The sequence below is a fragment of the Phytohabitans sp. LJ34 genome (assembly GCF_052068095.1).
Taxonomy (GTDB): Bacteria; Actinomycetota; Actinomycetes; order Mycobacteriales; family Micromonosporaceae; genus Phytohabitans.
Map to the genome: position 1 here is coordinate 96,471 of NZ_JBQHDG010000002.1, position 25,153 is coordinate 121,623.

Sequence of the window (25,153 nt, forward strand, 5' to 3'; positions counted from 1 at the left end):
CGGGCCGACGGCCCGCGGGCGGCGCCGAGCGCCACGACGTGAGCGGAGACCCTGGGCCGCTCTCTCCGGGGGGTGAGCGAGCGGCCCAGGGCCGTCTCTAGGGGCGCCCGAGCGCCCGGTACTCCCAGCCCGCGGCCCGCCAGGCCGCGGCGTCGAGCGCGTGCCGGCCGTCGACGATCCGGGGGTGCGCCACCGCGCCGGCCAGCGCCACCGGGTCGATCTCGCGAAACTCGGCCCACTCGGTCAGCAGCACCACCACGTCCGCCTCCCGGGCCACGTCCAGGGTGCTTTCGCCGTAGGACAGCTCGGGATGCGTGCGGCGGGCGTTGTCCATCGCGGCCGGGTCGAAGACGCGCACCGCCGCGCCCGCCTTCTGGAGCGTGCTGGCCACGTCGAGCGCCGGCGCGTCCCGCACGTCGTCCGAGTTGGGCTTGAAGGCGGCGCCGAGCGCGGCCACCCGTACCCCGGAAAGGTCACCGCCGACGACCTCGCGCACCAGGTCGACGGTGCGCGCCCGGCGGCGCTTGTTGATGTCGTCGACCTCGCGCAGGAACGACACCGCCTGCCCCACACCCAGCTCCTCGGCCCGGTGCAGGAACGCCCGGATGTCCTTGGGCAGGCACCCGCCGCCGAACCCCAGACCCGGCTTGAGGAAACGCCCGCCGATCCGGTTGTCGTAGGCGAGCGCCTCGGCGAGGTCGTGCACGTCGGCGCCGGTCCCCTCGCACACCTCGGCCATCGCGTTGATATACGAGATCTTGGTGGCCAGGAACGCGTTGGCCGCCACCTTGACCAGCTCCGCGGTGGCGAGGTCGGTGACCACCGCCGGCGTACCCTGCGCGAGCACCGGGGCGTAGGCGGCGCGCAGCCGCTCCTCCGCCCACGGCGACGCGACACCGAAGACGAGCCGGTCGGGCCGCATCGTGTCGTCGACCGCGTACCCCTCGCGGAGGAACTCCGGGTTCCACGCCAGCTCCACGGCCGCACCGGCCGGCGCGAGCCCTTGCAGTAACGACGTGAGCCGCGCGGCGGTGCCGATCGGCACGGTCGACTTGCCCACGACGAGCGCCCGCCGGTGCAGGTGGTGCGAAAGCTCGCTGACGGCGGCGTCCACGAACCGCATGTCGGCCGCGTACGACCCCGGCCGCTGCGGCGTCCCCACGCACACGAAGTGCACGTCGCCGAAGTCACCCGCCTCCGCGAACGACGTCGTGAACCGCAGCCGCCCCGACTCCAGCGCCTTGGCGAGCAGCTCGGGCAGACCAGGCTCGAAGAACGGCACCTCACCCGAGGCGAGCCGCCCCACCTTCGCGGCGTCCACGTCGACGCCGAGCACCTCGTAACCCAGCACCGCCATGCAGATGGCGTGCGTGGCGCCGAGGTAGCCCGTGCCGATCACGGTCAGCCGCGGCATGCTCCGATCCATGGCTGACCAGGCTATGAGCGGTTTCGGCGCCCGCCACGCCACTGTCCGGTTGCCGACCGTCACTCCACACTGACGGCCGGATCACCTCATCCGGTGAGCTGAGTTATCCACAGATCGATCATGGCCCTGTTGCCCGATCTCATGCGGATGGGCGACCGTCGCCCCCGTGAACGAGGAACTGCGCGCCCTGCTCGGACGTCGCGACGGCGTAGTGCGGCGAGACGAGGTGGCGCCCGGGGCACTGAAGTGGGCGGCCCACGCCGGCCAGGTCGGCGGCTCCTGCCAGGCGTCTGGGTGGACGCCACGGCGGCCGACCAGGTCGCGGTGCTGCGGCACGCCGCGGTGCGCTACGCCGCTGGACGCGGGGCGCTCAGCCACACCACGGCTCTGGAGGTGTGGGGTCTGCGTCCCGCCGAACCGGCCGAGCCGGTGCACCTCAGCGTCCCCGCCGACGTGCGGCTGCGTCCTCACCCGCCGGTCGTCGTGCACCAGCGCCGAGATCTGCGGATCGAGCCGCCGGACGTCCTCGTCCGAGACGGCCTGCCCGTCACCCGACTGGAAACCACACTCGTGGACGCCTGGCCCCTCCTGTCGCCGGAGCAGCGCCCGGCGCCGCTGATCAGAGCTGTCGGCGACCGCAGGACGACGCCGGAGCGGATCCTCGCGGCGCTGGAGGCGACGCCCCGACTCAGCGACCGAGCAGCCATCCGCGTCCTGCTGGACCGACTGGCCGGCGGCTGCCACAGCGCCCTGGAGATCTGGGATCACGACCACGTGTTCACCGGACCGGCTATGCCACCCTTCGAACGCCAGGTGCGGGTCCGGCTCGGCGGGCGAACCTACTACCTCGACGTCTTCGCGCGCGAGGAACGCGTCGACTTCGAACTGGACGGCGCGGCCTCACACGGGGCACCGCAGCAGCGCGAAGCGGATCTGCGACGCGATGCCCGGCTCGCGGCGCACGGGATCCAGGTGGTCCGGTTCACTCACCGCCGCTTGTATCGCGAAACGGACGCGGTGCGGCGTGAGATCCTCGACATCCTCGCCGCGGCTCGCAGCAGGTCCTGGCCCGTGTGGGGGGCCAGGCCCAGGTGGTACAGCGCGACGCCGCTCGCGCCGGCGGCCAGCAGGCGGTCGACGTGTCCGGGTAGGTCGGAGGGCTGAGCCGGGGGCAGCACCGTTACGTATGCGTCGACTGGTGTGCCGGTCGACGCCGCGGACGCGACCGCGGCCGCCGAAGACGGTGACGTGGGCCAGGCGGGGACCAGCAGGCGGTCGACGTCCTTGGCCGCGCGGGGCGTCAGCCCTGGCGATGGGCCGGTCGCCCAGGGGTCCGGCTGGGCGTGAAGTGTCAGGACAGCGTCCGGCGCGCTGGCTCGTACCCCGTCGAGGGTCTGGGCCCGGAGGAGGTCGGTGGTCTCGTGCCGGGCGGCGAGCAGCGCCGCGGCGACGGCGGCGGAAACGAACGAGCCCGGCGCCTGCGCGCGGACCGCGCCGCGCAGCGTGGTCAGCACGTCGCCGGGGTCGAGGCCGCGGGCCGACCAGGCCGCCTGGCAGGCCGCGCAGCAGCACACCGACAGCCAGCGTGCCGCGTCGGGCGTCCAGGCGCCGTCGGTCTTCTCGTGGGTGCCGGCGTGTGCGACGCCGAGCTGGCCGCAGGCTTCGAGGGAGACGCCGTCGACGGGCGCGTCGCGCACCGCCTCGGTGGCGAGCGTGGCCGCGTAGTCGCGGACCTCCTCGTGGGCGGGGCACAGCGCGTAGGGGTAGGGCTCGCCGAAGCAGTTGACGACCGCGAGGTCGGGGCAGGCACGGCCGAGCCGGCTGTCGTGGGTGAGCACGAGCCATGCGTCGACCCGCAGGCCGGCAGCGTGCAGCGCGGCGGCGGCCTGGCGGTACGGGTCCGGCGCGTCCATCCACTCCGGACCGATCGGGCGCAGCCGCCGGCCGGCCCACACCGGCTCGCGGATCGGGCGGTAGAGCGCGGTGTGGCGGGCGTCGACGATCTGGTGCCGCGGGTGCAGCGGGGTGGCCGCGCGGGTGGCGTGGTAGGCGGCCGCGAGCGTGACCGAGTCGACGCCCAGGTCGCGGGCTCGCGCGGGGAAGTCGGCGTCGCCGACCACGTCCCACGGGTAGGCGTGGCCGGTGACCCTCACCACCGCGGCCGCCGGCTCGGGAAGTCGGGCTGGACCGCGCGCATGTAGGTGGTGTCGTCCCGCTCGCGGATGTCGGTGCGCAGGTAGTCCTCGTGCATGCGGGCGAGCTTGTCGGGGTCGAGCGCCACGCCGAGGCCGGGCCCGTCCGGCACCGGCACCGCGCCGTCCACGAAGGACAGTGGAGTGTGGAGCACGTCGGCGCCGAGCTGCCACGGGGTGTGGGTGTCGGCCGCGTACGTGAGGTTGGGCAGCGCCGCGCCCAGGTGGGTCATCGCGGCGAGGCTGATGCCGAGGTGGCTGTTGGAGTGCATGGACAGGCCGATCCCCCAGGTCTCGCAGATGCCGGCCATCAGCGCGGAGGCGCGCAGCCCGCCCCAGTAGTGGTGGTCGGCGAGCACCACGCCGACCGCGCCCTGGGCGACCGCCTCGGGCACGTCCGCGAAGTTGACGACGCACATGTTCGTGGCGAGCGGCATCGTGGCCTTGGCGGCGACCGCGGCCATGCCGGGGATGGTGGCGGTCGGGTCCTCCAGGTACTCCAGCAGCCCTTCGGTCTCCTCGGCCACCTTCAACGAGGTCTCGACCGTCCAGTTGCAGTTAGGGTCGAGGCGCAGCGGGTGGTCGGGGAAGGCGGCGCGCAGTGCCCGGATCGCCGCGATCTCCTCGGCGGGCGGGAAGACGCCGCCCTTGAGCTTGACGGAGCGGAAGCCGTAGCGGTCGACGAGCGCCCGTGCCTGCGCCACGATGCCGTCGGGGTCGAGCGCCGCGCCGTACTCGTCCGGCTCGCCGCCCGGGTGCGCGGCCCACTTGTAGAACAGGTACGCGGAGAAGGGCACGGCGTCGCGCACCCGCCCGCCGAGGACGTCGCAGACCGGGCGGCCGGCGATGCGGCCTTGGAGGTCGAGGCAGGCGACCTCGAACGGCGCGTACACGCGCAGGAGCGTCTTGGCGGGTGTCGAGCCGCCGGTCAGGCCGTGGCGGTCGGGCGCGTCGACGGCGCCGATCGCGGCCGCCACGGCGCGGCGCACGCCGGCGAGGTCGAACGGGTCCACTCCGGACAGTGCGGCGGCGGCCCGCTCGACGAGGGCGAGGTGTGGCGCGTCGCCGTAGGTCTCACCGAGCCCGACCAGGTCGTCTCCACAGTGGACCTGGACGATCGTACGCAGCGCCCACGGCTGGTGTACCCCGGCCGCGTTGAGCAGCGGCGGGTCGGCGAAGGCTACGGGGGTGACGGTGACGCGGGTGACGGGGTTCATGCTTCGTCCCGCTTGAGGGCGGCCCGGCCACTGGCGATGATCTCCTCCAGTGCTTCGACGTGCGCCGGTGTGGCGTCGACGAGCGGCGGCCGCACCGGCCCCATCCGCAGCCCGGCCAGGCGCGCCCCGGCCTTGACCAGGGCCACCTGGTAGCCGGGCACGCGGTCGCGCAGCGTGGCGAAGGGCAGGTAGAACTCCGCGATCAGCACCCGCACCGTCACATCGTCGCCTTCCCGCACCGCGCGGTGGAAGGCCGTGGCGATGTCCGGCGCGAAGCAGAGCACCGCGCTGGAGTAGCTGCCCACCCCGATCGCCCGGTAGGCCAGCGCGGACAGCTCGGCGGTCGGCAGTCCGTTGAGGAAGCCGAACTCCGCCGCCCGCGGGTCGCGGCTCGACCGCACCGCCGTCACCAGGCGCAGCATCGCGTCGACGTCGCCGCGGCCGTCCTTGACCGCGACCACCGTGGGCACGCCGAGCAGCGCCACCGCCGCGTCCGGGTCGAGGACGGCGTTGGCCCGCTGGTAGACGACCGTGGGCAGCGCGGCGGCCTCGGCGACGTAGCGGACGTGGCTCACCAGGCCGGCCGGGGTGCTCGCGACCAGGTAGGGCGGCAGGAGCAGCAGCCCGTCGGCGCCGGCGTCGTGGGCGGCCGCCGCGAACTCCCGCGCCACGCGCGGCCCGCCGCCGGCGCCCGCGTACACCGGCAGGCGGTCGCCGGCCACCCGCACGGCGGTGGCGACGACCGTCCGGTACTCGTCGAGGGAGAGCGCGCTGAACTCCCCCGTGCCGCAGGCGACGAAGAGCGCGGCGGGCCCGGCGAGGACCTGCTCGTCGACGTGCTCGGCGAACGCGTCGAGGTCGACCTCGTCATCGGCCGTGAACGGCGTCAGCGGGAAGGAGAGGAGCGCGTCGGCCTCTGCTGGCATCCACATATATGTACAGCTTCTCTCATCCTGTCGCCCACACACCCACAAACTAACGTCCGGTAGCATGACGGTCAACCGGTCCCGGGTGGGGGTTGTCATGTCGGAAGCTGTGAAGTCCGCGGAGCGCACGGTCCGCATCCTCGAGGTGCTCGCCGGCTCCCCCACCCGCCTCACGATCTCCCAGCTCCAGGAGCGGATGGGCTACCCGCGGTCGAGCCTGCACGCGCTGGTGCGCACACTGCGTGAGCTCAAGTGGGTGGAGGCCGACGAGACCGGCACCGCGTTCGGCGTGGGGCCGCACGCGCTGCTGTCCGGCACCGCCTACCTCGACCGCGACCCCGCCCTGCGATACGCGCTGGAGTGCCTGGAAGACCTGCGCGCCGAGATCGGGTACACGATGCACTACGCCCGCCGCGACGATGCGCACATCATCTACCTGGCCAGCCGCGAGTCCCGCGACTCGGTGCGGCTGATCTCCCGGGTCGGCCGCCGCCTGCCGGTGCACCTCACCGCGCTCGGCCAGGCGCTGCTGGCCGGCCTGACCCGCGACGAGGTCGAGACGATGCTCTCGGCCGACCTGGAGTCGTACACGCCGCACACCATCACCTCCCGCGACGCGCTGATGGCCGAACTCGACGAGGTGCGCACGCGTGGGTGGGCGTTCGAGCGCGAGCAGGGCACCACCGGCGTGGCGTGCGTGGCGACCGCGGTCGACTACCGCATCCCCGCCACCGACGCGATCTCCTGCTCGATGCCCGCCCACCTGGCCGAGGGCGAGGAGCTCGACCGCGTGGCCAAGGCGGTCGTGACACACACGCAGCGCCTCGCCGCCACGCTCCGCCGCGAGGGCATCAGGTAGCCGCCTGCGGCTCGCCCGGCTCGAAGAGTGTCCACAGTGGCGCGACGAGCGCCTCGTGGTGGAGGTCCGCCAGCTCCACGATGCGCTTGAGCGATCCCCGTTCCCGCGGGTGCCGCTGGGCCAGCTCGACGAGCGCCGGCCGGCGCCGCATGTCGGTCAGCTCGACGGTGAGGCGCTCCGCGACGGCCGGCATCTGCGCGTAGGCGAACTGCATGAACGGAAGCATCGTCTCGAAGCCGACCATCGACGTGTCGACGATCCGCCTGGCCATCACCGGCTCGTCGAGCATGGCTTCGAGCCGCGCCGCGAGGGCCGGCATCTTCCGATGCGCGAACTCCAGGAAGGCCGCCGCGTTGCCGGGATTGTTGGGCACGGCCTCGGCGATCCGCGCGCACCGCACCGGATCCCCGAGCAACGAGGTGAGCGCCGCGGCCAGCTCGGGAAGGCGCTCGTCCGCGTAGACGAGGACCTCGGTGGCGTTGCCGAGGTTGTTGGGCACGGCCTCGGCGATCGCGGCGCACCGCACCGGATCCGTCAACAACGACCTGAGTGCCGAGGCCACCTCGGGGAGGCAGTCGTCGGCGTACACCAGGAACTCGGTCGCGTTGCCCAGGTTGTTCGGCACGGCGTCGGCGATCCGCGCGCACCGCACCGGATCCCCGAGCAGCGGGGTGAGGGCCGACGTCACATGCGGCAGGCGGTCGGCCGCGTACACGAGGAACTCGGTGGCGTTGCCGAGGTTTCGCGGCATGGCGTCGGCGATCCGCACGCACCGCGCCGGATCGCCGAGCAGCGAGGTGAGCGCCGCGGCCACCTCGGGGAGGCGCTCCTTCGCGTACACCAGGAACTCGGTCGCGTTGCCCAGGTTGTTGGGCATGGCGTCGGCGATCCGGGCACACCGCGCCGGGTCCCGCAACAACGACTCGATCGTCGACGCCACCGCGGGGAGCCGCTCGTCCGCGTAGGTGATGAACCTGATCGCACCGCCGAGGTCGTAGGCCAGGGCGTCCGCGACGCGCGCGCACCGCTCCGGATCCGCCAGCAGCGGCGCGAGCACCGCGGTCAGCCCGCGCGGGCGCCCGTCCAGGTAGGCGAGGAACCGTACCGAGCTGCCCAGCTGTTTGGGCAACGCGTCGGCGATCCGGGCGGCCCGCTCCGGATCCCGCAACAGAGGTACGACCGCCGCCGCGACGGCACGGTGGCGCTTGTCCGCGTACTCCAGGAACCGCACCGCGTTGCCGAGGTGGCTGGCCACGCTGTCCGCGATCCGCGCGCACCGCTCCGGATCCGCCAGCAGCGGCGCGAGCACGCCGGCCAGGTCGCCGTGGTACCGGTCCACGTAGGTGAGGAACTCCACCGCGTTGCTGAGGTCGTTGGGCACGGCGTCCGCGATGTCGGCGCGCCGCCCCGGCTCGGCGAGCGCTTCGCACAGGCGCTGGCAGTACGCCGGCATCCGGTCCTTCACGAAGTGCAGGAACCGCTTCGCGGTGCCCAGATGGATCGGCACCGAGTCCAGCAGCGCACCCGGCACGCCGATCGGCGTGAGCGCGTTGTCCATCCCCTCGTACGTGCGCACGCCGCGGTCGGCGACGAGCCGGAGGATCGAGACGGCGATCTGCGTGCCGGACAGCGCCTTGGCCATGTGGCGCGGATCGGCGCTGAGCTCCCGCAGGATCCGCAGGGCCTCGTCCCGCTGGCCCACCCGGTCGAGTCGCCAGGCGAGCGCGAAGCCGAACGCCGGGCTGCTGACGGCGAGCGCGCTGAGGCTCGCGATCCCGTCGGCGGTCCGGTTGGCTTCCATGATCAGATGGCCGAGGCCGAGATGCGCCAGCGTGTACCGCCGGTACGCCGCGCTCCCGTGCGTCGTCACGTAGACGATGCCCGCGGCGACCAGGTCGTTCATCACCCCCGGCGGCACCGTCTCCTCCGGCAGCGAGAGCTCGAAGGTGCTGGCGGTCGCCAGGTGCAGCAGGTACGGCCGGGCGTCGGGGTAGGGATCGAGGTACTTCTCGGTCACGTAGCTGATGGCGTCGTTGGCGGCCAGCGCCGCTCCGGAGCCGAGCCAGCGCCGGGCGTCGCGGCTCTCCAGGTGACGCGTCAGTGCCAGCGCGAAGGCGATCCGGTCGCCGGCGAAGAGTGCCTGCCACGCGGCCAGCGTCGTGGCCGGCACGGTCGGCCCCGCGTCGCCGAGCCCGTGGATGCGCGCCAGCCTCTGGTAGGTGAGCAGCAGGTCGTCGTCGGTGACCTCGAGGGTCACCGCGTCGGGCGCCAGCCGGGACAGCCCCGCGCCCTCGACGCCCGACTTGACCGTCCGGTAGATGGTCCTTCCGACGAGGAGCAAACGGCTGCCGGCTCCGTGCCGCTGCCAGTGCCGGTACAGCTGGTGTGCCAGCCGCTCGTTGACGTGGACGTTGTCGACGACGAAGAGCGTCGAGTCGTCGACCAGCGCCGACATGCTGTCGATCAGCACGGCCGGGTCCTGGAACGTCCCGTCGCCGAAGTCCATGTAGTACGCGGTGCCGCCCGTGCTGTTGTGCTGGAGGCCGACGAACAGCGCCAGGGTCGTCTTGCCGACGGTGCCCCGGCCGAGCAGCAGGCACCAGCCCGACCGCAGGCGCTCGGTGACGTCCCGCAACAGCTGGCCGGGCACCTGGATCTCGCCCCGGGTGAACTCCCACAGGGTCGGCCGGTACTGCGACCGGTGCTCGTCGCCGAAAGCCGACGACCATTCGTCGAGCGGCTCGAACGGGTTGTAGCCGGCCGCCGGCCGCGCGCTCGGCGCGGGTGCCGCGGCATGCGCCCGGGACGGCTCCGGCGCGGTGAACAGCCCGGCGTGCGGGCCCGCGCGCAGCAGCCGCGCTATCGCGGAAATGGGCACACCCTGATTTCGGCGGTTTCCGAAATAGTGGTGGATGGCGACCAGGTTGCCGTCGTGGTCGACGATCGGCCCGCCGGACGATCCCTGGAGGGTATTGCTGTCGTATCGGATCCGGGTGCGATCCATGTCCCACCGCGGCGACTTCACTTCGGACATTTTTTGGCCGGCGCCGAGCGGATGGTGCACGACGACGAGCTCCGCTCCGCGAATGTCGTACTCGACGGCCTTCAGCTCGTAGAAACTCCGGAACGTCGCGTGACCATAGGTGTCGGTGCCCGGTGGTGCGGGAGAGATGAGCCGCAGGACGGCGAAGTCGAGATGGTCCGCGGCGGCTGAGGTCGACGCCGATCCCAGCTCGGCCGGCGCCGGCGGGCTTTCCGCGACGATCTCGACGACCGGCACCCTCGTCCCGGTCTCCGCGGGGCTGGCCAGCGGGCTCTCGTCGTAATCGAAGACCGCGACGATCTCCGGTTTTCCTTTCGCGCCGGATTTGGAGCGCACCACATGCTGCGCGGTCAGGATGAGGTCTTTTCCGATCAGCACGCCGGATCCGCTCCGGCGGCCGTCGACTTCGATCAGAGCGGTGCGCAGACCCGCGTCCAGGATCGCTTTCGCGCCGGTGCCCGGACTCCGCCAGCCGGCCGACGAAATGGTGATGCCCTGCAACTCGGCGGAGTCGGTCACGGGACCTCCTGCCGGACGAGTCGGGTCAGCGTCGCGCCATGCTAACAAGCGGTGAAAACGCCAGCCGGACACGGCCGAAAGGGCCGGCTGGTTGAATGGGCGGTGTGACACGCGTATGTGTGGTGGGCGCCGGTGCCGTCGGCGGCGTCATCGGTGCCCGGCTGGCCGCCAGCGGGCACACCACCACCGCCCTCGCCCGCGGTCGCACCCTCGATGCGCTCCGGACGCACGGCTGGCGGCTGCGCACCGCGGACGGGATCGTCGGCGGGCCGGTCGAGGCGAGCGACGACCCCGCCGCGCTCGGGCCGCAGGACGTGGTGCTGCTGACCGTCAAGGCGCACGCGCTGCCCGCCCTCGCTCCCACGCTCGGGCCGCTGCTCGGGCCGCGGACGGTGGTCGTACCGGCGATCAACGGGGTGCCGTGGTGGTTCTTCGACGGCGCCGGCGGCGAGTTCGAGGGGCTGCGGCTGCGCGCGGTCGACCCGGACGGCGCCATCGCCGCGGCGATCCCGACCGCGCGGGTGGTGGGCTGCGTCGTCCACCTCAGCGCCAGCGTCGAGGAGCCCGGCCTGGCCCGCCACCACGCCGGCGACGGCCTGATCCTCGGCGAGCCCGCGGGCGGCACGACGGAGCGCCTGGAGAGCCTGGCCGCCGTCGCGGGCAAGGCCGGCTTCACGGTCACCCTCTCGCCCCGGATCCAGCAGGACATCTGGTACAAGCTGTGGGGCAACATGACGATGAACCCGATCTCCGCCCTCGCCGGGGTGACCGCCGACCTGATCCTCGACGACGAGCTCGTCAACGGCTTCGTCCGCGCGGTCATGGCCGAGGCGGCCGCGATCGGCGAGCGGATCGGCTGCCCGATCGCGCAGAGCGCCGAAGACCGCAACGAGGTGACCCGCCGGCTGGGGGCGTTCAAGACGTCGATGCTCCAGGACGCGGAGGCCGGCCGCCCCCTGGAGCTCGACGCGATGGTCACGGTGGTCCGGGAGATCGCCCAGGCCACGGGCACGCCGACGCCGCACATGGACGCGCTGCTCGGCCTGACCCGGTTGGCCGCCCGGCAGCGCGGCCTCTACCGGCCGACCTCCCCCGCGGGCGGCGTGTAGGTCGCGTTGCTGGTGATGCCGAGCCAGTGCAGCGCCGGGGTGCGGCCCGCGCGTACCGCGGTCAGCTCGACCCGGTACTGGACGTAGCGGGAGCTTGCCTCGACCCGGCCGCCCTGGGCGACCGGGGTCCACGCCGACCACGACGCGTCCGGCGTCGACGTGCTGCCGGTGCGCACGCTGATCCGCAGCGAGCAGCCGATCGGCACGGTGGCGCCGTAGGTCAGCCGGTCCCAGGTCACCATCTGCCCGGCGTCGAGCACGCGGGAGACGCGGTTTCCGGCGCGCGTGCCGGGCGCCAGGGCCAGCGCGCCCAGCCCGTCCTTCCGCACGGCCGTGCCCACGCCGCCGCGCCCGGTGCGGAACTGCGCCGCGGTGCGGTCGGCGACCCCGAGCGCGGAGGAGACGAACCGCGCCGGCGGCTGCCCCTCCGGCGGCCAGACGACGGCCTTGCCGGCCGCGTCGGTGCTCCGGACCCGGTAGTGGTAGGTGGTGTCCGGGCGCAGGCGGGTCGCGACCACGGTGTGGCTGGTCTTCGTGCCGCTGGCCGACAGCGGCTCCAGCTTGTCCGGAGTGGACCCGATGAGCAGCGTCCCGCCGGTCTTGGTGCCGGTGCGCCAGGCGAACCCGGCGGTGCCGTCCGGCAGCGGGCTCACCTCCACAGTGGACACCGTCGGCGCGGTGGCCGGGGCCGGCGGGCCGAGCCTCGGTGCCACCGGCGCGGTGCGGGCCGCCGCCGCGCCGCCGCCGGCCGCGTACGTCGCGGTGTAGGTGCCCGGCGCGGCGGCGAACATCGCGTACTCGACGCCCTTGACGGTGGTGCGGGTGAACGTCACCGGGCTGCCGCCGAGCCTCAGGGTGCTCAACGTGGTGCCGCCCGTGCCGGCGGTCGGCACCATGCCGGTCAGACCGTTGGCGCCGGCGCCGACGTTGACCGCGAACGTGAGCGTGTTGCCGCTGCGCGAGATCCCGGAGAACGACGAGGCGTTGCGGCCGTTGAGCCAGGTGAGCAGCTGCCGCGCGCTGATGACCGGCACGCCGCGCTCCTGCGCCGAGGCGAGCAGCTGGTCGCTCTGGAACGTGGTGGCCTGGTCGGTGTGCATGTTCGCGGTGAACGCGCCGTAGTAGCCCAGCGGGCCGAGCGCCCGGTCGAGCAGCGTGTCCGGCGTGAACGGGTAGCTCTGGCCAGACTCGTCGGTCATCTGGGTCGCGGCCTGGTACACGTCGATCAGCGCGCCGGCCTTGCCGACAAAGCGCATCGGCATGCCGGAGCCGGTCATGAAGCCCGGCCGGTCGGCCACCCATGTTCCCGGCCAGTAGTAGTAGTTGGTGTCCAGCCGGATCCCGTTGGCGGCCGCGGTGGTCGCCTGCGAAGACCAGTCCGACCACACGATGCAGTGGGTACGGTTGGTCGCCGGCGCCGGCACGCCGCTGTACTTCTGCGTGAACTGGCTCAGCTGCGTGGAGTAGGTCGAGGCGATGGAGCTCGCCGTGTAGTTACCGCAGTTCGTGCTGACGTGCAGCCCCACCTCGAAGCCACTGGCGCTGTACGAGGCGGCCTGGCCGTTGCTCATCGGCGTGTTCGTGTAGATGTAAGACGTGAAGCGCGGGCACTGCCAGTTGTCCACGACACATCCCGGCGGGCTGTTCGCGAGGTACTGGTCGAAGCGGCCGCCGGTGCCACCGTTGCCGTGGTCGTCACCGGTGGCCACGACGACCGCCTTGAGGCCGCGCGGAAAGTACCAGAATCGGGGCAGCGGCTTGCGGTCGAGGTTCATCGTGCCGATCAGGTTGGCCAGGAGGCGCTGCTGCTCGTCGGCCTGCGGGATGGCGACCTTGTCGAGGTTGACCCAGTCGGGGCTGGAGCCGCCGAAATAGAGATCGTCGGAGCGGATCGGGGCGGCGCCGTCACGCTCCTGCCCATCCCACGCCGGGTTGCCCTGCCTCGTGTGGACAAGCGACTGCGGCAGGTCGTACGTGAACGCCGCCGCCTGCCCGCCGTTGAGGCCCACGCTCACCAGCGTGACGGCGGGGTTGGTGGTCGCGGCCGTGGGGCTGGAGTAGAGCGTCGCCACCGCCCGCGCGGTCAGCGCCGTGTACCGGTCGGCGGTGCCGTGGAACTGGATGGTCTGGTCGGTGATGCCGGCCCCGGGCGCGCTCGCGGTGTCCACCTTGAGGTAGCCGTTGGCCAGCGTGCCCGTCGTACTGACCAGGCCCAGGAGAGTGGCGAGTTGCTTGTCCGGCCGGAAGGCGATGAGGTTTCCGCCGCCGGTCACCCAGGTCGTGAACATGCTGACCTGCGCCACGGTCAGCGTCGTCGACCCGAGCAGGACCACGTCGTACTGGCTGAGGACCGCGCTGTTCACCGTGGACAGATCGGCGGTGACGAACTCGTTGAGGCCCTCGGCCCGCAACACCTCCGCCGCGAAGCTGGTGAACCCGGTGGCGCCCTTGATGACCAGCACCGGCCCGCCCGGGCCCTGGTCCGGCGGTGGCGGGGGCGGCGCCGCGGTGGTGAAGGACCAGGTGACCGGCGACATCACGTTGCCGGCCGGGTCCCGCGCCCCGCTGACCGAGGCCGTGTAGGAGGTGGAGTTGGCCAGGGCCGCCGCCGGTGTGAAGGTGGCGGTGTTCGTCGCCGTGTCGTACGCGGCAGCGCCGGCGACCGCCCCGCCCGGCCCGGCCAGCGACATCACGACGCTGGATCCGGTCACCGGTTCGCTGAAGGTCGCGGTGACCCGCGCCGTCGTCGCGACCCCGGACGCTCCGGCCGCGGGTACCCGGGCCGTGAGCGTGGGCGGGGTGTTGTCGGCCGCGGTCTGGTTGAAGACCACGTCGACCCAGTAGTTGGTGGCCTGGAAGGTGTTGCTCGGGAAGCCACCGGTCCCGTACGCGTAGACGCCGTTGCCGCCCGAGCCGCCGCTGGCCACGGCGGTCAGCGGGCCGCGGGTCACCGCCGACGCGAACCCGTTGTTCGTGGCCGAGTAGAAGCCGGTGGTCGTGTGGTACGACGCGACGTACATGGTGTTGGCGCTGACCGGCACCGGCGATGGCAGCGTCGCGGTCTGCCACCCGGACGCGCTCTCCCCGGTGAAGGTGACCGTGCCGAGTCGCGTGCCGGTGCTCGACCACAGCGATCCGGTGTGTGTGCCGGTGTTGCCGCTGCCCTTGTAGAACCTCAGCCCGGTGATGTACCCCGCCTGGTTGGTGCGGAACTTGACGCCGACCTCCACGGCCGAGTTGTCGTTGACGCTCGGCGTCGCCGGTGTCGCGGTGTCCGCCCAGATGGTGCACGGGCAGCCGGCCGTCACCGCACCCGTCGTGAACGACCAGCTGAACGGGGACATCGTGTTGCCGCTCGGATCTCGCGCGCCGCTGACGGTGGCGGTGTGCGCGGTCGACGCCGCCAGGGCCGCCGAGGGCGTGAAGGTAACCGTGCGGCTCGCCGCGTCGTACGCGGTGCTGCCGGCCACCGGGGTGCCGCCAGCGGTCAGCGTCAGGCTCGCGGTGCCCGCCTCGACGGCCTCGTTCAGCGTCGCGCTGATCGCCGTCCCGACCGGCACACCGGTGGCGTTCGCGGCCGGGTTCGTCGAGGCAACCGCCGGCGGCGTGGTGTCTGCGACGGAGGTGTCGAAGACGACGTCGACCCAGTAGTTCGCCGACTGCCACGAGTTCGTCGGGAAGCCGCCGCCGGTGCCGTACCGGTAGAGGCCGTTGGCGCCGTCCACCCCGTCCCGCAGGGCGTGCAGCGGTGCGTTGTCCACGCCCGTGTTCGCGAAGTAGTTGACGTCGCCCGCGTATCGCCCGTTGGGCGCGTAGTACGACACGACGTACGTGGTGTTGGCGGTGATCGACACCGGTGCGGCGAACGTAGCCTGCTGCCAGCCGCTCGCCGTCTCGGCCGTGAACGTCACCGTAGCCAGCAGCGTGCCCGAGCTCGTCCACAGGTGACCGACGTGCGTGCCGGTGTTTCCCATGCCCTTGTAGAAGCGGACGCCGGTGACGGCACCGTCCACATCGGAGCGGAACTTCGTGCCGAGCTCCACCGGATCGGTGTCCGGATCGGACGGTGACGCCGGTGTGGCTGTGGCGGGCCAGATCGAGCACGGGCACGGTGCGGCCGCCGCGGCGGTGGCCGGCCGGAGCACGGTCAGCGCCGTCAGTGCGAGCACGAGGCAAAGGGCTGGCGCGAACAGCCGACGCCAACGGTTGGTGCCGGGCATGGAAGGCTCCTCAGCTGGTGACGAATACTAGGTCGACCCAGTAGTTGCTCGACTCCCATGTGTTGGTCGGGAACCCCCCGCCCGAGCCGTAGCGGTAGACGCCGTTGCCGCCGTCCACACCGTTCTGCAACGCCTGTAGCGGTCCGTTGGTGACGCCTGATCCCCCGAAGTAGTTGTTGTCGGCAGAGTACCGGCCGTTCGGCGCGTAGTACGACACGACGTACGTGGTGTTCGCACTGATGGAGACCGGTGTGGCGAACGTGGCCTGCTGCCAGCCGCTCGCGGTCTCACCCGTGAACGTCACCGTCGCCAGCAGCGTGCCCGAGCTGGTCCACAAGTGACCGACGTGCGTGCCGGTGTTGCCCGAACCCTTGTAGAAGCGGACGCCGGTGACCTGGCCGCCCACAGTGGAGCGGAACTTGACGCCGAGCTCGACCGGGTCGGTGTCGGGATCCGAGAGCGTCCCCGGCGTCGCCGACGCGGACCAGATCGAACACGGGCACCCGGACGGCGGTGGCGTCGCCGCCGTCGTGAACGTCCACGAGAGCGGCGCCATCACGTTGCCGCTCGGGTCGGCCGCGCCGCTCACGCCGGCGGTGTACGTCGTCGAGGCCGCGAGTGCCGCGGACGGCGTGAACGTTGCCCGGCGCGTGGCGCCGTCGTAGGTCACGGCGCCCGGCACGGTCACCCCGCCCGGGTCGCGCAGCGTCATGGCGATCGTGCCGCTCTGCACGGCCTCGCTGAACGTCGCCGTCACCGCCGTGTTGGTCGCGACACCCGTGGCACCGGCCGCCGGTGTCCTGGCCGTCACCGTCGGCGGCGTGGTGTCGGGCGCGCCACCCGAGGGGCTGAACACCACGTCGACCCAGTAGTTCGCCGACTCCCAGGCGAGGGTCGGGAAGCCCATCCCGATGCGGTAGACGCCGTTGGGACCGTCGGCCCCGTCGCGCGGGGCGTGCAGCGGCGCCGCGTCCCAGCCCGACTGTGCGAAGTAGCCCGGGTCGCCGGCGTAGTGGCCGTTCGGCGCGAAGTACGACGCGACGTACGTGGTGTTGGCGCTGATGGAGACCGGTGTGGAGAACGTGGCGGTCTGCCAGCCGCTCGCCGACTCGCCGGTGAAGGTGACGCTGGCCAGCTGGGTGCCGCTCGCCGTCCAGAGGTGCCCGACGTGGGTACCCGTGTTGGCGGTGCTCTTGTAGAACCGCAGCGCCGACACGTGACCGGCCACATCGGAGCGAAACTTGACCCCCACCTCGGTCGGCGAGGAATCCGGGTCGGACGGCGTCGCCGGGACGGCCGACGTGCCCCACATGTCGCACGGGCAGGTCCGCGCGCCGATGGTCACCGACCCGGGGCCGTCGGCGCCGACGTTGCCACTGTCGTCGGTCGCCCGCACTCGCAGCGTCACCGCCCCCGCCGCCTGCGGAGTCCAGGTGTACGACCAGTTGGCTCGGCCGTTCGCCGGGTGCCACGTCGCGCCGCCGTCGACGGACACCTCGACGCCGCCCACTACCCCGCCTCCGGTGTCGGTAGCCGTACCGGAGATGGTGGCGGGCGCGCCGACCTGGAAGGTCGCGCCGGGTCCCGGCGGGGTGATCGTCGCGCTCGGCCCGGTCGTGTCCGTCGACCTTGTCGCGGCGGTCAGCCCGGACACCAGCGTGGCGGGCTGCACGCCCATGTCCGCGAAGAGGTTGACCGTCGCCTGCCGCATCGGCGTGCTGGCGGCGCCGGAGCCGCGGTCGTGGTTGCTGTCCAGGCCCCAGGACCACTGCACGGTGCCGGCGCCGAAGACCAGCGCGCCGCTGGGCGCCCGGTAGAGCGTCAGGTTGTGGGTGGCGCTGCCGCCGCCGTACGTGCTGCCGTAGTCCTGGAGCAGGTCCAGGCCGCTCGCCGTGGTGGTGGACAGGCGGATGAGGCCGCGCGGGCGGGAGCCGTTGTCGGCGTCGACGTCCCACTCGTAGCCGAGCGTCCCGGTGCCCAACGTCGCGGTGGCGCCGGCGGCCTGGGTGGCGACGGTGGTGCCGCGCCAGAAGCGCATCTTGCCGTCGGCGGCCGGCACCTGGAGGTTGACCGTGCCGGCGTTCACCTTGAAGGACGTGCCGGTCAGCGCGTTTTCCGGCCGGCCGCCGTCGCCGGGCGGGCTGAACCGCGGGTCCCGCCAGGTGCCGGTCCAGGTCGACGGTGCCTGCGGGTCGATCCGGCTGTTGGCGTGGGTCTCCTTGTAGCAGACGAGGGTCCGGTGCGCGGTCCCCGAGCCGTCGACGCTCGGCTCCCACCGGGTCTTCCAGAACACCTCGTTGCCGCTGAAGAACGCGAGGTTGACGCCGGCGTCGCGGGCCGCCTCGACGTTCGCCCGCTGGGCGCCCGACCAGTACTCGTCGTGACCCACCGACAGGAACACCTTGTGGTTGCGCAGCAGCGGGCCGCGGCGGTCGGTGTCGACGCCGGCGATGTAGCTGACGTCGTAGCCGTTGGACTCCAGGAAGCGCACCATCGGGTACTCAGCGTTGAAGACGAAGTCCTCCGCGGCGTTGCCCCGGGTGCCGAACGGCCGGTTGTAGCTCACCTTGTACGCCCGCCCGACCGGCGCGCCGGCGTAGAGGCTGTTGCCGCCGTACTGGTTGTACGCCTGCCAGGTGGTGTCGGAGGTCTGGAACACCATGTCCGAGTGGCTGGCGTCGTCGCGCACCACGAAGAAGACGTGGCTGGCGCCGCTGGTGCCGTCGGTGCGCACCAGCCGCGCGAAGTAGATGCCGGACACCGCCGTGCCGGGGACCGGCCAGGAGGCGGAGACCGCCCAGTTGCCGCAGTCGACGAGGCCGGTGCTCGGCTCGGAGAGGCAGTTGGGCTGGCTCTGCGCGCCGCTGCGGGTGGCCGACCCGACCAGCCGGGCGCCGTTGCCGCCGTAAAAGCCCATCCGGTAGATGTCGAGCCGGTACGAGGTGGCGACCGTCTTCACCTTGAAGCTGACCGTCTCGCCGGCGTTGACGCTCATCTGGGTGGCGAAGCCCTGGATGGTGGCGCTGCCCGCGCCGGACACGTCCCACGTGCTCTTCGGCGTGCCGGGCTTGCTGTTCTCGCAGGCGATCGGGTTGAGCAGCGGCGCGCACGGATCGGCCGCGGCGGCCGGCTCGGCACCGAACGTCACGGCCGCGGCGGCGAGCAGCGTGGCAACGGCGACCACGGCGCGCCGCGTAGCGGATCTGCCTGTCTTCATGGCGCACTGCCTCCCGGCCGCGGGTCTCCCGGCGGCGTCGCGAGTCAATCGGGTGCCCGATTCACGGTGTCGACATAATGGGTCCACCGTTCCGGCTCCTCTGTCGGGAAGCCGACGCACGCGGCTGAGTGATCCGTTCCGCCTGGTTGATCGTGGCTGTCCGTACGGCACGGCTCGGCGTATCGGCCGGTTTCCCGTGATCCGGCCCCGTCCGCGGCGCCGTCCGGGTAGGTACGCACGCGCGCGGGGCCGGTCACCGCCGCCCAGGTGCCAACGGCGGGCGGCGGGCCGGCCCCGCGCTGTCTCCCCCGACGGGGAGGTCTCAGTTGACCGCGGTCACCTGCCGGTGCTGGGCGATCAGGTTGGCGTACGCGTGGCCGCTGGCCTTGATGGTGCGGCGCTGGCTGTCGTAGTCGACGTGCACCAGCCCGAAGCGCTTGTCGTACCCGTACGACCACTCGAAGTTGTCCAGCAGGGACCACACGTAGTAGCCGTCAATCGGCACGCCCCGACCGGCCGCCGAGGCGCAGGCGTCGATGTGCTGCTCCAGGTAGTCGGTGCGCTCCTTGTCCTGGATCTCGCCGTCCGTGGTGAGCTCGTCACGCCACGCCGAGCCGCTCTCGGTGACGACGACGCGCGCCGGCCGGTACGTCTCCGACACGCCGACCAGCAGCTGCTCGAGGCCGGACGGGTACATCTCCCAGCCCATCGCGGTCTCCATCGAGCCGGGCACCGGGATCTGCCGGGCGTACGGCGCGGGCCCCTCGGGGTCGTCGACCACGAGCTGCCGGAAGTAGTAGTTGAGGCCGAGGAACTCGGTCGGCGTCGCGATCAGCTCCAGGTCGCCGGGCTGGACGGGCGGCTCGTGGCGGTACGTCTCGACCATGTCGGCCGGGTAGCCGCGCCCGTACAGCGGGTCGAGCCACCAGCGGTTGGTGTGCCCGTCGGCGCGCCGCGCGGCGGCCACGTCCTCCGGGCGTTCGCTGCCCGGCTCGCAGGGGCTCGGGTTGAGCACGATGCCCACCGACGGCGGGCGGGCCGCCGCGGCCCGGATCGCCTGGGTGGCCAGACCGTGGCCGAGCAGCGTGTGGTGGCTGGCGCGCACGGCGAGGCCGAGGTCGCGCACGCCGGGCGCCATCCGCCCCTCCAGGTGGCCGATCCAGGAGACGCACAGCGGCTCGTTGACGGTCACCCACTCCGTGACCCGGTCGCCGAGCGCGCCGGCCACGACCGTCGCGTAGTCGGCGAGCGCCTCGGCGGTGGACCGCTCGGGCCAGCCGCCCTTGTCCTGCAACGCCTGCGGCAGGTCCCAGTGGTAGAGCGTGACCATCGGCTTGATGCCCGCCTCGAGCAGCCCGTCGACGAGGCGGTCGTAGAAGGCGAGGCCGGCCGCGTTGACCTGGCCGGTGCCGTCCGGGACGACCCGCGGCCAGGCGACCGAGAAGCGGTACGCCTGGACGCCGAGCCGGCGCATCAGCGCCACGTCCTCGGGCCACCGGTGGTAGTGGTCGCAGGCGACGTCGCCGTTGTCCGCGTTGTCGATCGCACCGGGTACCCGGCTGAAGGTGTCCCAGATGGACGGTTTCCGGCCGTCCTCGTCGACGGCACCTTCGATCTGATACGCCGCGGTGGCGACGCCCCAGGTGAAGTCGGGCGGCAGCTTGGTTAGGTCCGGCACTCGTCGACAACCCTTCTCACTTGACTGCGCCGGCGGTCAGGCCGGCCACGAAATAGCGTTGGAGCATCAGGAAACCGGCGACCACGGGGATGCTCACGACCAGCGACGCGGCCATGACCTGGTTCCAGTAGACCTGGTACTGGGTCGCGTACCCCTGAAGGCCGACGGCGAGGGTGCGGCTGTTCTCGTCGGTCATCACGGAGGCGAAGAGCACCTCGCCCCACGCGGTCATGAAGGCGTAGACCGTGACCGCCACGACGCCCGGCACGGCGGTCGGCAGGATGACCTGGAAGAGTGTCCTCATCGGACCGGCGCCGTCCACCTGCGCGGCCTCGTCGAGCCCGCGCGGGATCGAGTCGAAGTAGCCGACCAGCATCCAGATGGAGAACGGCAGCGAGAACGTCAGGTACGTGATGACGAGCCCGGTGCGGCTGGCGTACAGCTCGACGCCGGTGGCGTTGCCGAGGTTGACGTAGATGAGGAAGAGCGGGAGCAGGAAGAGGATCCCGGGAAACATCTGCGTCGACAGCACGGTCACCGAGAAGACCTGCCGGCCGCGGAAGCGGTACCGGCTGACCGCGAACGCGGCGAAGACGGCGATCGCCACCGAGACGAGCGCCGCCACGCTGGAAACCAGCAGGCTGTTCACCAGGTACCGGCCCAGCGGCACGGTGCTCCACATGTCGACGAACGCCTCGACGCTCGGGCGCGAGGGAAACCACGTGAACGCGCCCTGCACGTCCTTCAGCGGTTTGAGCGCGGAGCTGAGCATCACGTACAGCGGCGTGATCGTGAACAACGTGAGCAGGGTGAGCACGACGCGCCGCGACCAGCGCTCGGCGGTGGTCTCACGCATGGTTTCTCCTCATGCAGGGTCCCTCCTCCGGTTGGTGACCAGCAGGTACCCGGCCGTCACGAGCAGCAGGAAGAGCAGCAGCGCCACCGACATCGCGGAGCCCTGGCCGAAGTTCCAGGTGATGAACGAGCTGCGGTAGATGTGGATGGAGACGAGGTCGGCCTCTTCCGGCGCGGACCCTCCGAAGAGGACGAACGGCGTGTTGAAGTCGTTGAACGTCCACAGGAACAGCACCAGGACCAGCACCTGGTTGACCGGCCGCAGCATCGGCAGCGTCACGTCCTTGAGGCGGCGCCAGAAGCCGGCGCCGTCGATCGCGGCCGCCTCGTACATCTCCGACGGCACGTTCTGGAGGCCGGCCATGATGCACAGGAACGCGAACGGCCACGACCGCCACACCGACACGACCAGCAGCGCCCAGAAGCTGTTGCCGCCGATCAGCCAGAACGGCCGGTCGTCGGCGAGCCCGGTCGAGGTGAGCAGCTCGTTGAGCAGGCCGGTGTCCCGCTGGAAGATGAACGTCCAGGTGATGACGGCCGCGTAGACCGGCAGCGCGTACGGGGTGAGGAAGAGCGTGCGCAGCACCGCCCGACCGGGGAAGGGCCGCTGGAGGAACACGCCGGCGAAGAGCCCGAAGATCCAGGACAGGCCGACCGAGAAGGTCGTGTAGAGCACGGTCACCCAGAACGAGTGCAGCAGCTCCTTGCCGACCGGCCCGTTGACGTCCAATGTGGCCTTGTAGTTGTCCAGGCCGACGAAGGGCGCCGCCGACCAGTCGCGGATCTGAAACTGGGTCAGCTCCAGCAGGCTCATCCATACGCCGACCACCATCGGTACGACGTGGACGAGCAGCTCCAGCAGGACGGCCGGGAGCAGCAGCAGGTACGGCAGCTTGGATCGGGGCAGCCGGGTCTTCTTGCCGCGGCCGGCTTTCCCGGGGGCGGACGGCCGGACCGTCGCCGGAGCCGTCGTGGTGGTCGCCATCGCGGTCCTCTCAAGGATGGGCCGTGGAGGGGTCGGCGTTCCCCTCCACGGCCACGTCTTCGTCGCTCAGCTGCCCATCTGCTGCTGGGCGTTGCTGAGCTTCTCCTTGACCGCCTGCTCGGTGACCGCCTTGCCGCTGGCCGCGTCGGCGAACAGCTCCTTCATCGCGGTACCCACGAGGGTCTCGAACTTGCTCTCCTCCGCGACCTGGGGCAGCGGGGCCGCGCTGGTGGCGAGCACCTGGGCGAGGACCTTCTGCTCCTCGGCCTGGAACGCCGCGTCACCGGCCACCGTCGTCACCGACGGCAGTGAGCCGTAGGTCTTGTTGAGCTGGATCTGCTCGGCGTCGCTGGTCATGAACTTCACGAACTGGAGCGCGGCGTCCTTGTCCTTGGTGTGCTTGAACACCGCGATGTTGATGCCGGCCACCATACTGTTGACCTTTTTGCCACCGGCCGGAGCCGTGGCCGGGAACGGCACCGGCGCCACGCCGTACGCGTCGGCGGCCATGCCCTGCGCCTTGAACGCGGAACCGGCGGCCTGCCACAGCAGCATCGCCGCCTTGCCGTTGGCGAAGTCGGACACCGACTGGTTCTGCGCGTACTCGGCGTTGCTCGGGTTGACGATCTTGTCGACCGCCATCAGGTCGATGTACCGCTTGACGGCGGCCACGTTCTGCGGGGTGTCGAAGGTGGGCTTGCCGGACGCGTCGAACCACTCGCCGCCCCACTGCTGGCCGAACGCGAACGCGTGGTGCGAGTTCTCCGAGATGTTGGCGCCCTCGACGGCCAGGCCCCACTGGCTGCCCTTGGTCAGCTTCTTGCCGGTGGTGACGAGCTCTTCCCAGGTGGTCGGCGGGGCGGTGATGCCCGCGTCCGCGAACATCTTCTTGTTGTAGTAGAGGGCGTACGCGAGGCTGTAGAGCGGCACGGCGGTCGGCGGCTGGCCGGGCGCCCCCGCGGCGGCCAGCGCGGCCGGCACGAAGCGGTCCTTGCCGCCGACGGCACCGATGGTGGCGTCGTCGAACGGGACGAACGCGCCGGTCGCCTGGAGCGAGGCCGACCAGGTGTTGCCGATGTTGACCACGTCCGGGCCCTTGCCCGAGGTGGCCGCGGCCAGCAGCCGGTTGAGCAGGTCGGACCAGGGCACGACCTCCACGTTCACCTTGATGCCGGTCTGCTGCTCGAACTTGTCCAGCTCGGGCTGGAGGGTCTGCTTGTCGAAGTCGAGGCTGGAGCCCTGGTTGCTGGCCCAGTAGGTCAGTGTCTTGGCGCCGCCGCCGGAACCACCGTCCGAGTCGTCGCCACACGCGGTAATCGAAGCGGCCAACATCAGGGCCGCGGCAGTCATAGCCAACAGTCGTCGAGACACGATCTGCCCTTCTGGCGTGGGAGTTACATCAGGGCTTAAATTACGACGTCATTAAAGTGACTTTGCGGTTCGCCGTCAAGAGATCGCTCTCATGAGCCTGGCGGCGGGCACGAGAGCCTTACAGTTATCTGCCGGCGGGTGGGTTTGATCGAGGTGGTGGATGGCGCTGGAACGCACGACGAACCGCACGGTCCGGTTGCGTAACCGGGCGGCGCTGCTGTCGAAGCTCTTCCTGGAGGGGCCGCTGACCCGCCAGGACCTCGCCCGCGGCACCGGGCTGAGCCAGCCCGCGGTGAGCAACGTCGTGGCCGACCTGATCGCGGCCGGCCTGGTGGTGGGCGCGGGCGCGCTGGAGTCCGACGGCGGCCGTCCGAGCATGAGCCTGCGGGTGGCGCCCCGCTTCGCGCTGGTGGCCGGCGTCGACGTCGGTGAGACGCGGGTGCGGGTCGAGCTCTTCGACCTGTCCATGGCGCTGCTGGCCAGCGCCGACTACCCGATCGACGCGGCCCGGCCCGACCCGGCCACCGTCGTGCGCCACATCGTCGCCGGCCTCGCCGCGGTCACCGACCAGGCCGGTGTCCCCCGCGCCGACCTGCTCGGCGTGGGCGTCGGGGTCTCCGGCGTCGTCGTGCAGGACCGCGAGGCCGTCGTGTACGCGCAGACGCTCGGCTGGGACGGCGTGCCCCTGGAGCGCATGATCCGGGCCGAGGTCGACGTGCCCCTCCACATCGACAACGGCGCCAAGACGCAGGGCCAGGCGGAGATGTGGTTCGGCGCCGGCCGGGGTGCCCGCCACGCGGTGTTCGCGCTGGTCGGCTCGGGTGTCGGCGCCACCGTGGTGAGCAACGGCGCGACCTATCGCGGGGTGGCCAGCAGCGCCGGCGAGTGGGGGCACACCACGCTGGTGTACGGCGGCCGGGCCTGCCGGTGCGGCGCCCGCGGCTGCCTCGAGGCCTACGTCGGCGCGGAGGGCATCATCGAGCGCTACCGGGAGGCGCGGCGAGGTCGCGCGGTGCCCGGCGCCGACGAGGAGTCCCAGATCAACGCGCTGCTGGCGGCCGCCGACCGCTCCGAGACGGCGCGGCGGGTGCTCGACGAGACGGCCGCCTACCTGGGCGCCGGCGTCGCCAACCTGATCAACCTCTTCAACCCCGAGCGGGTGGTGCTCGGCGGCTGGGCCGGCCTGGCCCTGGGCTCGCGCCTGCTCCCGGAGATCCGCGCGGCGGCGGCGGCCCAGGCGCTGCGCAAGCCGTTCGAGCAGGCCAGGATCGAGTTGGGCCAGCTGGGCGTCGACGCGGTGGCGCTGGGCGCGGCGACCCTCCCGGTGGCCCAGCTCCTCGCGGCCGGCGGCGTGCGCGCCGCGACGGCGGTCCCCGCCTGAGCCGCGCCTTCCGGCATTCGGGATTTATTACGTTGTGATGGATCTATGTCTTGACGCACTCGTGACCCCGGCGTAACACTCTGCCGGGGAGCGAGAGCGCTCTCAGCGTTGCCCGGTTTCGGCGTCCGGGCCCCACCACCCACGACAGGCAGGGT

The 25,153-nt window shown here is 72.0% G+C and carries 14 protein-coding genes; 4 read left to right on the forward strand and 10 right to left on the reverse strand.

Translation table 11 applies throughout. The features are described from left to right. Positions 1–97 precede the first annotated feature (97 nt). Entirely contained in the window at positions 98–1,426 is a 1,329-nt protein-coding gene (locus ACTMTJ_RS03550) for a UDP-glucose dehydrogenase family protein (RefSeq protein ID WP_441214583.1), read from the reverse strand. Between the two features lie 294 nt (positions 1,427–1,720). Between ACTMTJ_RS03550 and ACTMTJ_RS03555 the strand changes: the two genes are divergently transcribed. Then, on the forward strand, positions 1,721–2,590 hold the full coding sequence (locus ACTMTJ_RS03555) for a DUF559 domain-containing protein (protein WP_441214584.1): 870 nt from the start codon (positions 1,721–1,723) through the stop codon (positions 2,588–2,590). 985 nt (positions 2,591–3,575) lie between these two features. On the opposite strand, the gene ACTMTJ_RS03560 is transcribed toward ACTMTJ_RS03555, so the two are convergent. Further along, positions 3,576–4,835, reverse strand: a complete 1,260-nt coding sequence (locus tag ACTMTJ_RS03560) for an enolase C-terminal domain-like protein (RefSeq protein ID WP_441214585.1) — start codon at positions 4,833–4,835, stop codon at positions 3,576–3,578. After that, complete coding sequence (locus tag ACTMTJ_RS03565; RefSeq protein WP_441214586.1) at positions 4,832–5,761, reverse strand: 5-dehydro-4-deoxyglucarate dehydratase; 930 nt, start codon at positions 5,759–5,761, stop codon at positions 4,832–4,834. The genes ACTMTJ_RS03560 and ACTMTJ_RS03565 overlap by 4 nt, the downstream gene beginning before the upstream one ends. Before the next feature lie 97 nt (positions 5,762–5,858). Between ACTMTJ_RS03565 and ACTMTJ_RS03570 the strand changes: the two genes are divergently transcribed. After that, a complete protein-coding gene (locus ACTMTJ_RS03570) occupies positions 5,859–6,620 on the forward strand; it encodes an IclR family transcriptional regulator (RefSeq protein ID WP_441214587.1) in 762 nt (253 codons plus the stop codon). Here the strand turns inward: ACTMTJ_RS03570 and ACTMTJ_RS03575 are convergent. Continuing rightward, positions 6,613–10,182, reverse strand: coding sequence for a trypsin-like serine peptidase (locus tag ACTMTJ_RS03575; protein WP_441214588.1), 3,570 nt, complete (start codon positions 10,180–10,182; stop codon positions 6,613–6,615). The two genes, ACTMTJ_RS03570 and ACTMTJ_RS03575, sit on opposite strands and share 8 nt — an antisense overlap. A gap of 104 nt (positions 10,183–10,286) precedes the next feature. On the opposite strand from ACTMTJ_RS03575, the gene ACTMTJ_RS03580 reads away from it, so the two are divergent. Continuing rightward, positions 10,287–11,291, forward strand: a complete 1,005-nt coding sequence (locus tag ACTMTJ_RS03580) for a 2-dehydropantoate 2-reductase (protein WP_441214589.1) — start codon at positions 10,287–10,289, stop codon at positions 11,289–11,291. Here ACTMTJ_RS03580 and ACTMTJ_RS03585 read toward each other — a convergent pair. The 6 genes from ACTMTJ_RS03585 to ACTMTJ_RS03610 all read right to left on the reverse strand — a co-directional run bounded on the left by ACTMTJ_RS03585 (position 11,258) and on the right by ACTMTJ_RS03610 (position 23,596). Further along, positions 11,258–15,511: a DUF4082 domain-containing protein gene (locus ACTMTJ_RS03585; protein ID WP_441214590.1), complete on the reverse strand. Its 4,254-nt coding sequence runs from the start codon at positions 15,509–15,511 to the stop codon at positions 11,258–11,260. The two genes, ACTMTJ_RS03580 and ACTMTJ_RS03585, sit on opposite strands and share 34 nt — an antisense overlap. A 10-nt stretch (positions 15,512–15,521) precedes the next feature. Continuing rightward, the gene (locus ACTMTJ_RS03590; RefSeq protein WP_441214591.1) at positions 15,522–18,728 is read right to left on the reverse strand and encodes a DUF4082 domain-containing protein; all 3,207 of its coding nucleotides are present in this window, start codon (positions 18,726–18,728) and stop codon (positions 15,522–15,524) included. Between the two features lie 322 nt (positions 18,729–19,050). Continuing rightward, positions 19,051–20,406 (reverse strand): GH1 family beta-glucosidase, encoded by a 1,356-nt coding sequence (locus ACTMTJ_RS03595; protein WP_441214592.1) that lies wholly within the window; start codon positions 20,404–20,406, stop codon positions 19,051–19,053. Positions 20,407–20,422: 16 nt separating this feature from the next. Further along, positions 20,423–21,262, reverse strand: a complete 840-nt coding sequence (locus tag ACTMTJ_RS03600) for a carbohydrate ABC transporter permease (protein WP_441214593.1) — start codon at positions 21,260–21,262, stop codon at positions 20,423–20,425. 9 nt (positions 21,263–21,271) lie between these two features. Next, positions 21,272–22,246: a carbohydrate ABC transporter permease gene (locus ACTMTJ_RS03605; RefSeq protein WP_441214594.1), complete on the reverse strand. Its 975-nt coding sequence runs from the start codon at positions 22,244–22,246 to the stop codon at positions 21,272–21,274. A gap of 66 nt (positions 22,247–22,312) precedes the next feature. Next, the gene (locus ACTMTJ_RS03610) at positions 22,313–23,596 is read right to left on the reverse strand and encodes an ABC transporter substrate-binding protein (RefSeq protein WP_441214595.1); all 1,284 of its coding nucleotides are present in this window, start codon (positions 23,594–23,596) and stop codon (positions 22,313–22,315) included. 181 nt (positions 23,597–23,777) lie between these two features. Here ACTMTJ_RS03610 and ACTMTJ_RS03615 point away from each other — a divergent pair, with 181 nt between their 5' ends. After that, the gene (locus tag ACTMTJ_RS03615; protein WP_441214596.1) at positions 23,778–24,998 is read left to right on the forward strand and encodes an ROK family transcriptional regulator; all 1,221 of its coding nucleotides are present in this window, start codon (positions 23,778–23,780) and stop codon (positions 24,996–24,998) included. Positions 24,999–25,153 lie beyond the last annotated feature (155 nt).

Coding starts and splice junctions, on each gene's coding strand:
- ACTMTJ_RS03550 (WP_441214583.1), bottom strand. CDS start 1,426: ATGGATCGGAGCATGCCGCGGCTGACCGTGATCGGCACGGGCTACCTC.
- ACTMTJ_RS03560 (WP_441214585.1), bottom strand. CDS start 4,835: ATGAACCCCGTCACCCGCGTCACCGTCACCCCCGTAGCCTTCGCCGAC.
- ACTMTJ_RS03565 (WP_441214586.1), bottom strand. CDS start 5,761: ATGCCAGCAGAGGCCGACGCGCTCCTCTCCTTCCCGCTGACGCCGTTC.
- ACTMTJ_RS03570 (WP_441214587.1), top strand. CDS start 5,859: ATGTCGGAAGCTGTGAAGTCCGCGGAGCGCACGGTCCGCATCCTCGAG.
- ACTMTJ_RS03585 (WP_441214590.1), bottom strand. CDS start 15,511: ATGCCCGGCACCAACCGTTGGCGTCGGCTGTTCGCGCCAGCCCTTTGC.
- ACTMTJ_RS03590 (WP_441214591.1), bottom strand. CDS start 18,728: ATGAAGACAGGCAGATCCGCTACGCGGCGCGCCGTGGTCGCCGTTGCC.
- ACTMTJ_RS03600 (WP_441214593.1), bottom strand. CDS start 21,262: ATGCGTGAGACCACCGCCGAGCGCTGGTCGCGGCGCGTCGTGCTCACC.
- ACTMTJ_RS03605 (WP_441214594.1), bottom strand. CDS start 22,246: ATGGCGACCACCACGACGGCTCCGGCGACGGTCCGGCCGTCCGCCCCC.
- ACTMTJ_RS03610 (WP_441214595.1), bottom strand. CDS start 23,596: ATGACTGCCGCGGCCCTGATGTTGGCCGCTTCGATTACCGCGTGTGGC.
- ACTMTJ_RS03615 (WP_441214596.1), top strand. CDS start 23,778: ATGGCGCTGGAACGCACGACGAACCGCACGGTCCGGTTGCGTAACCGG.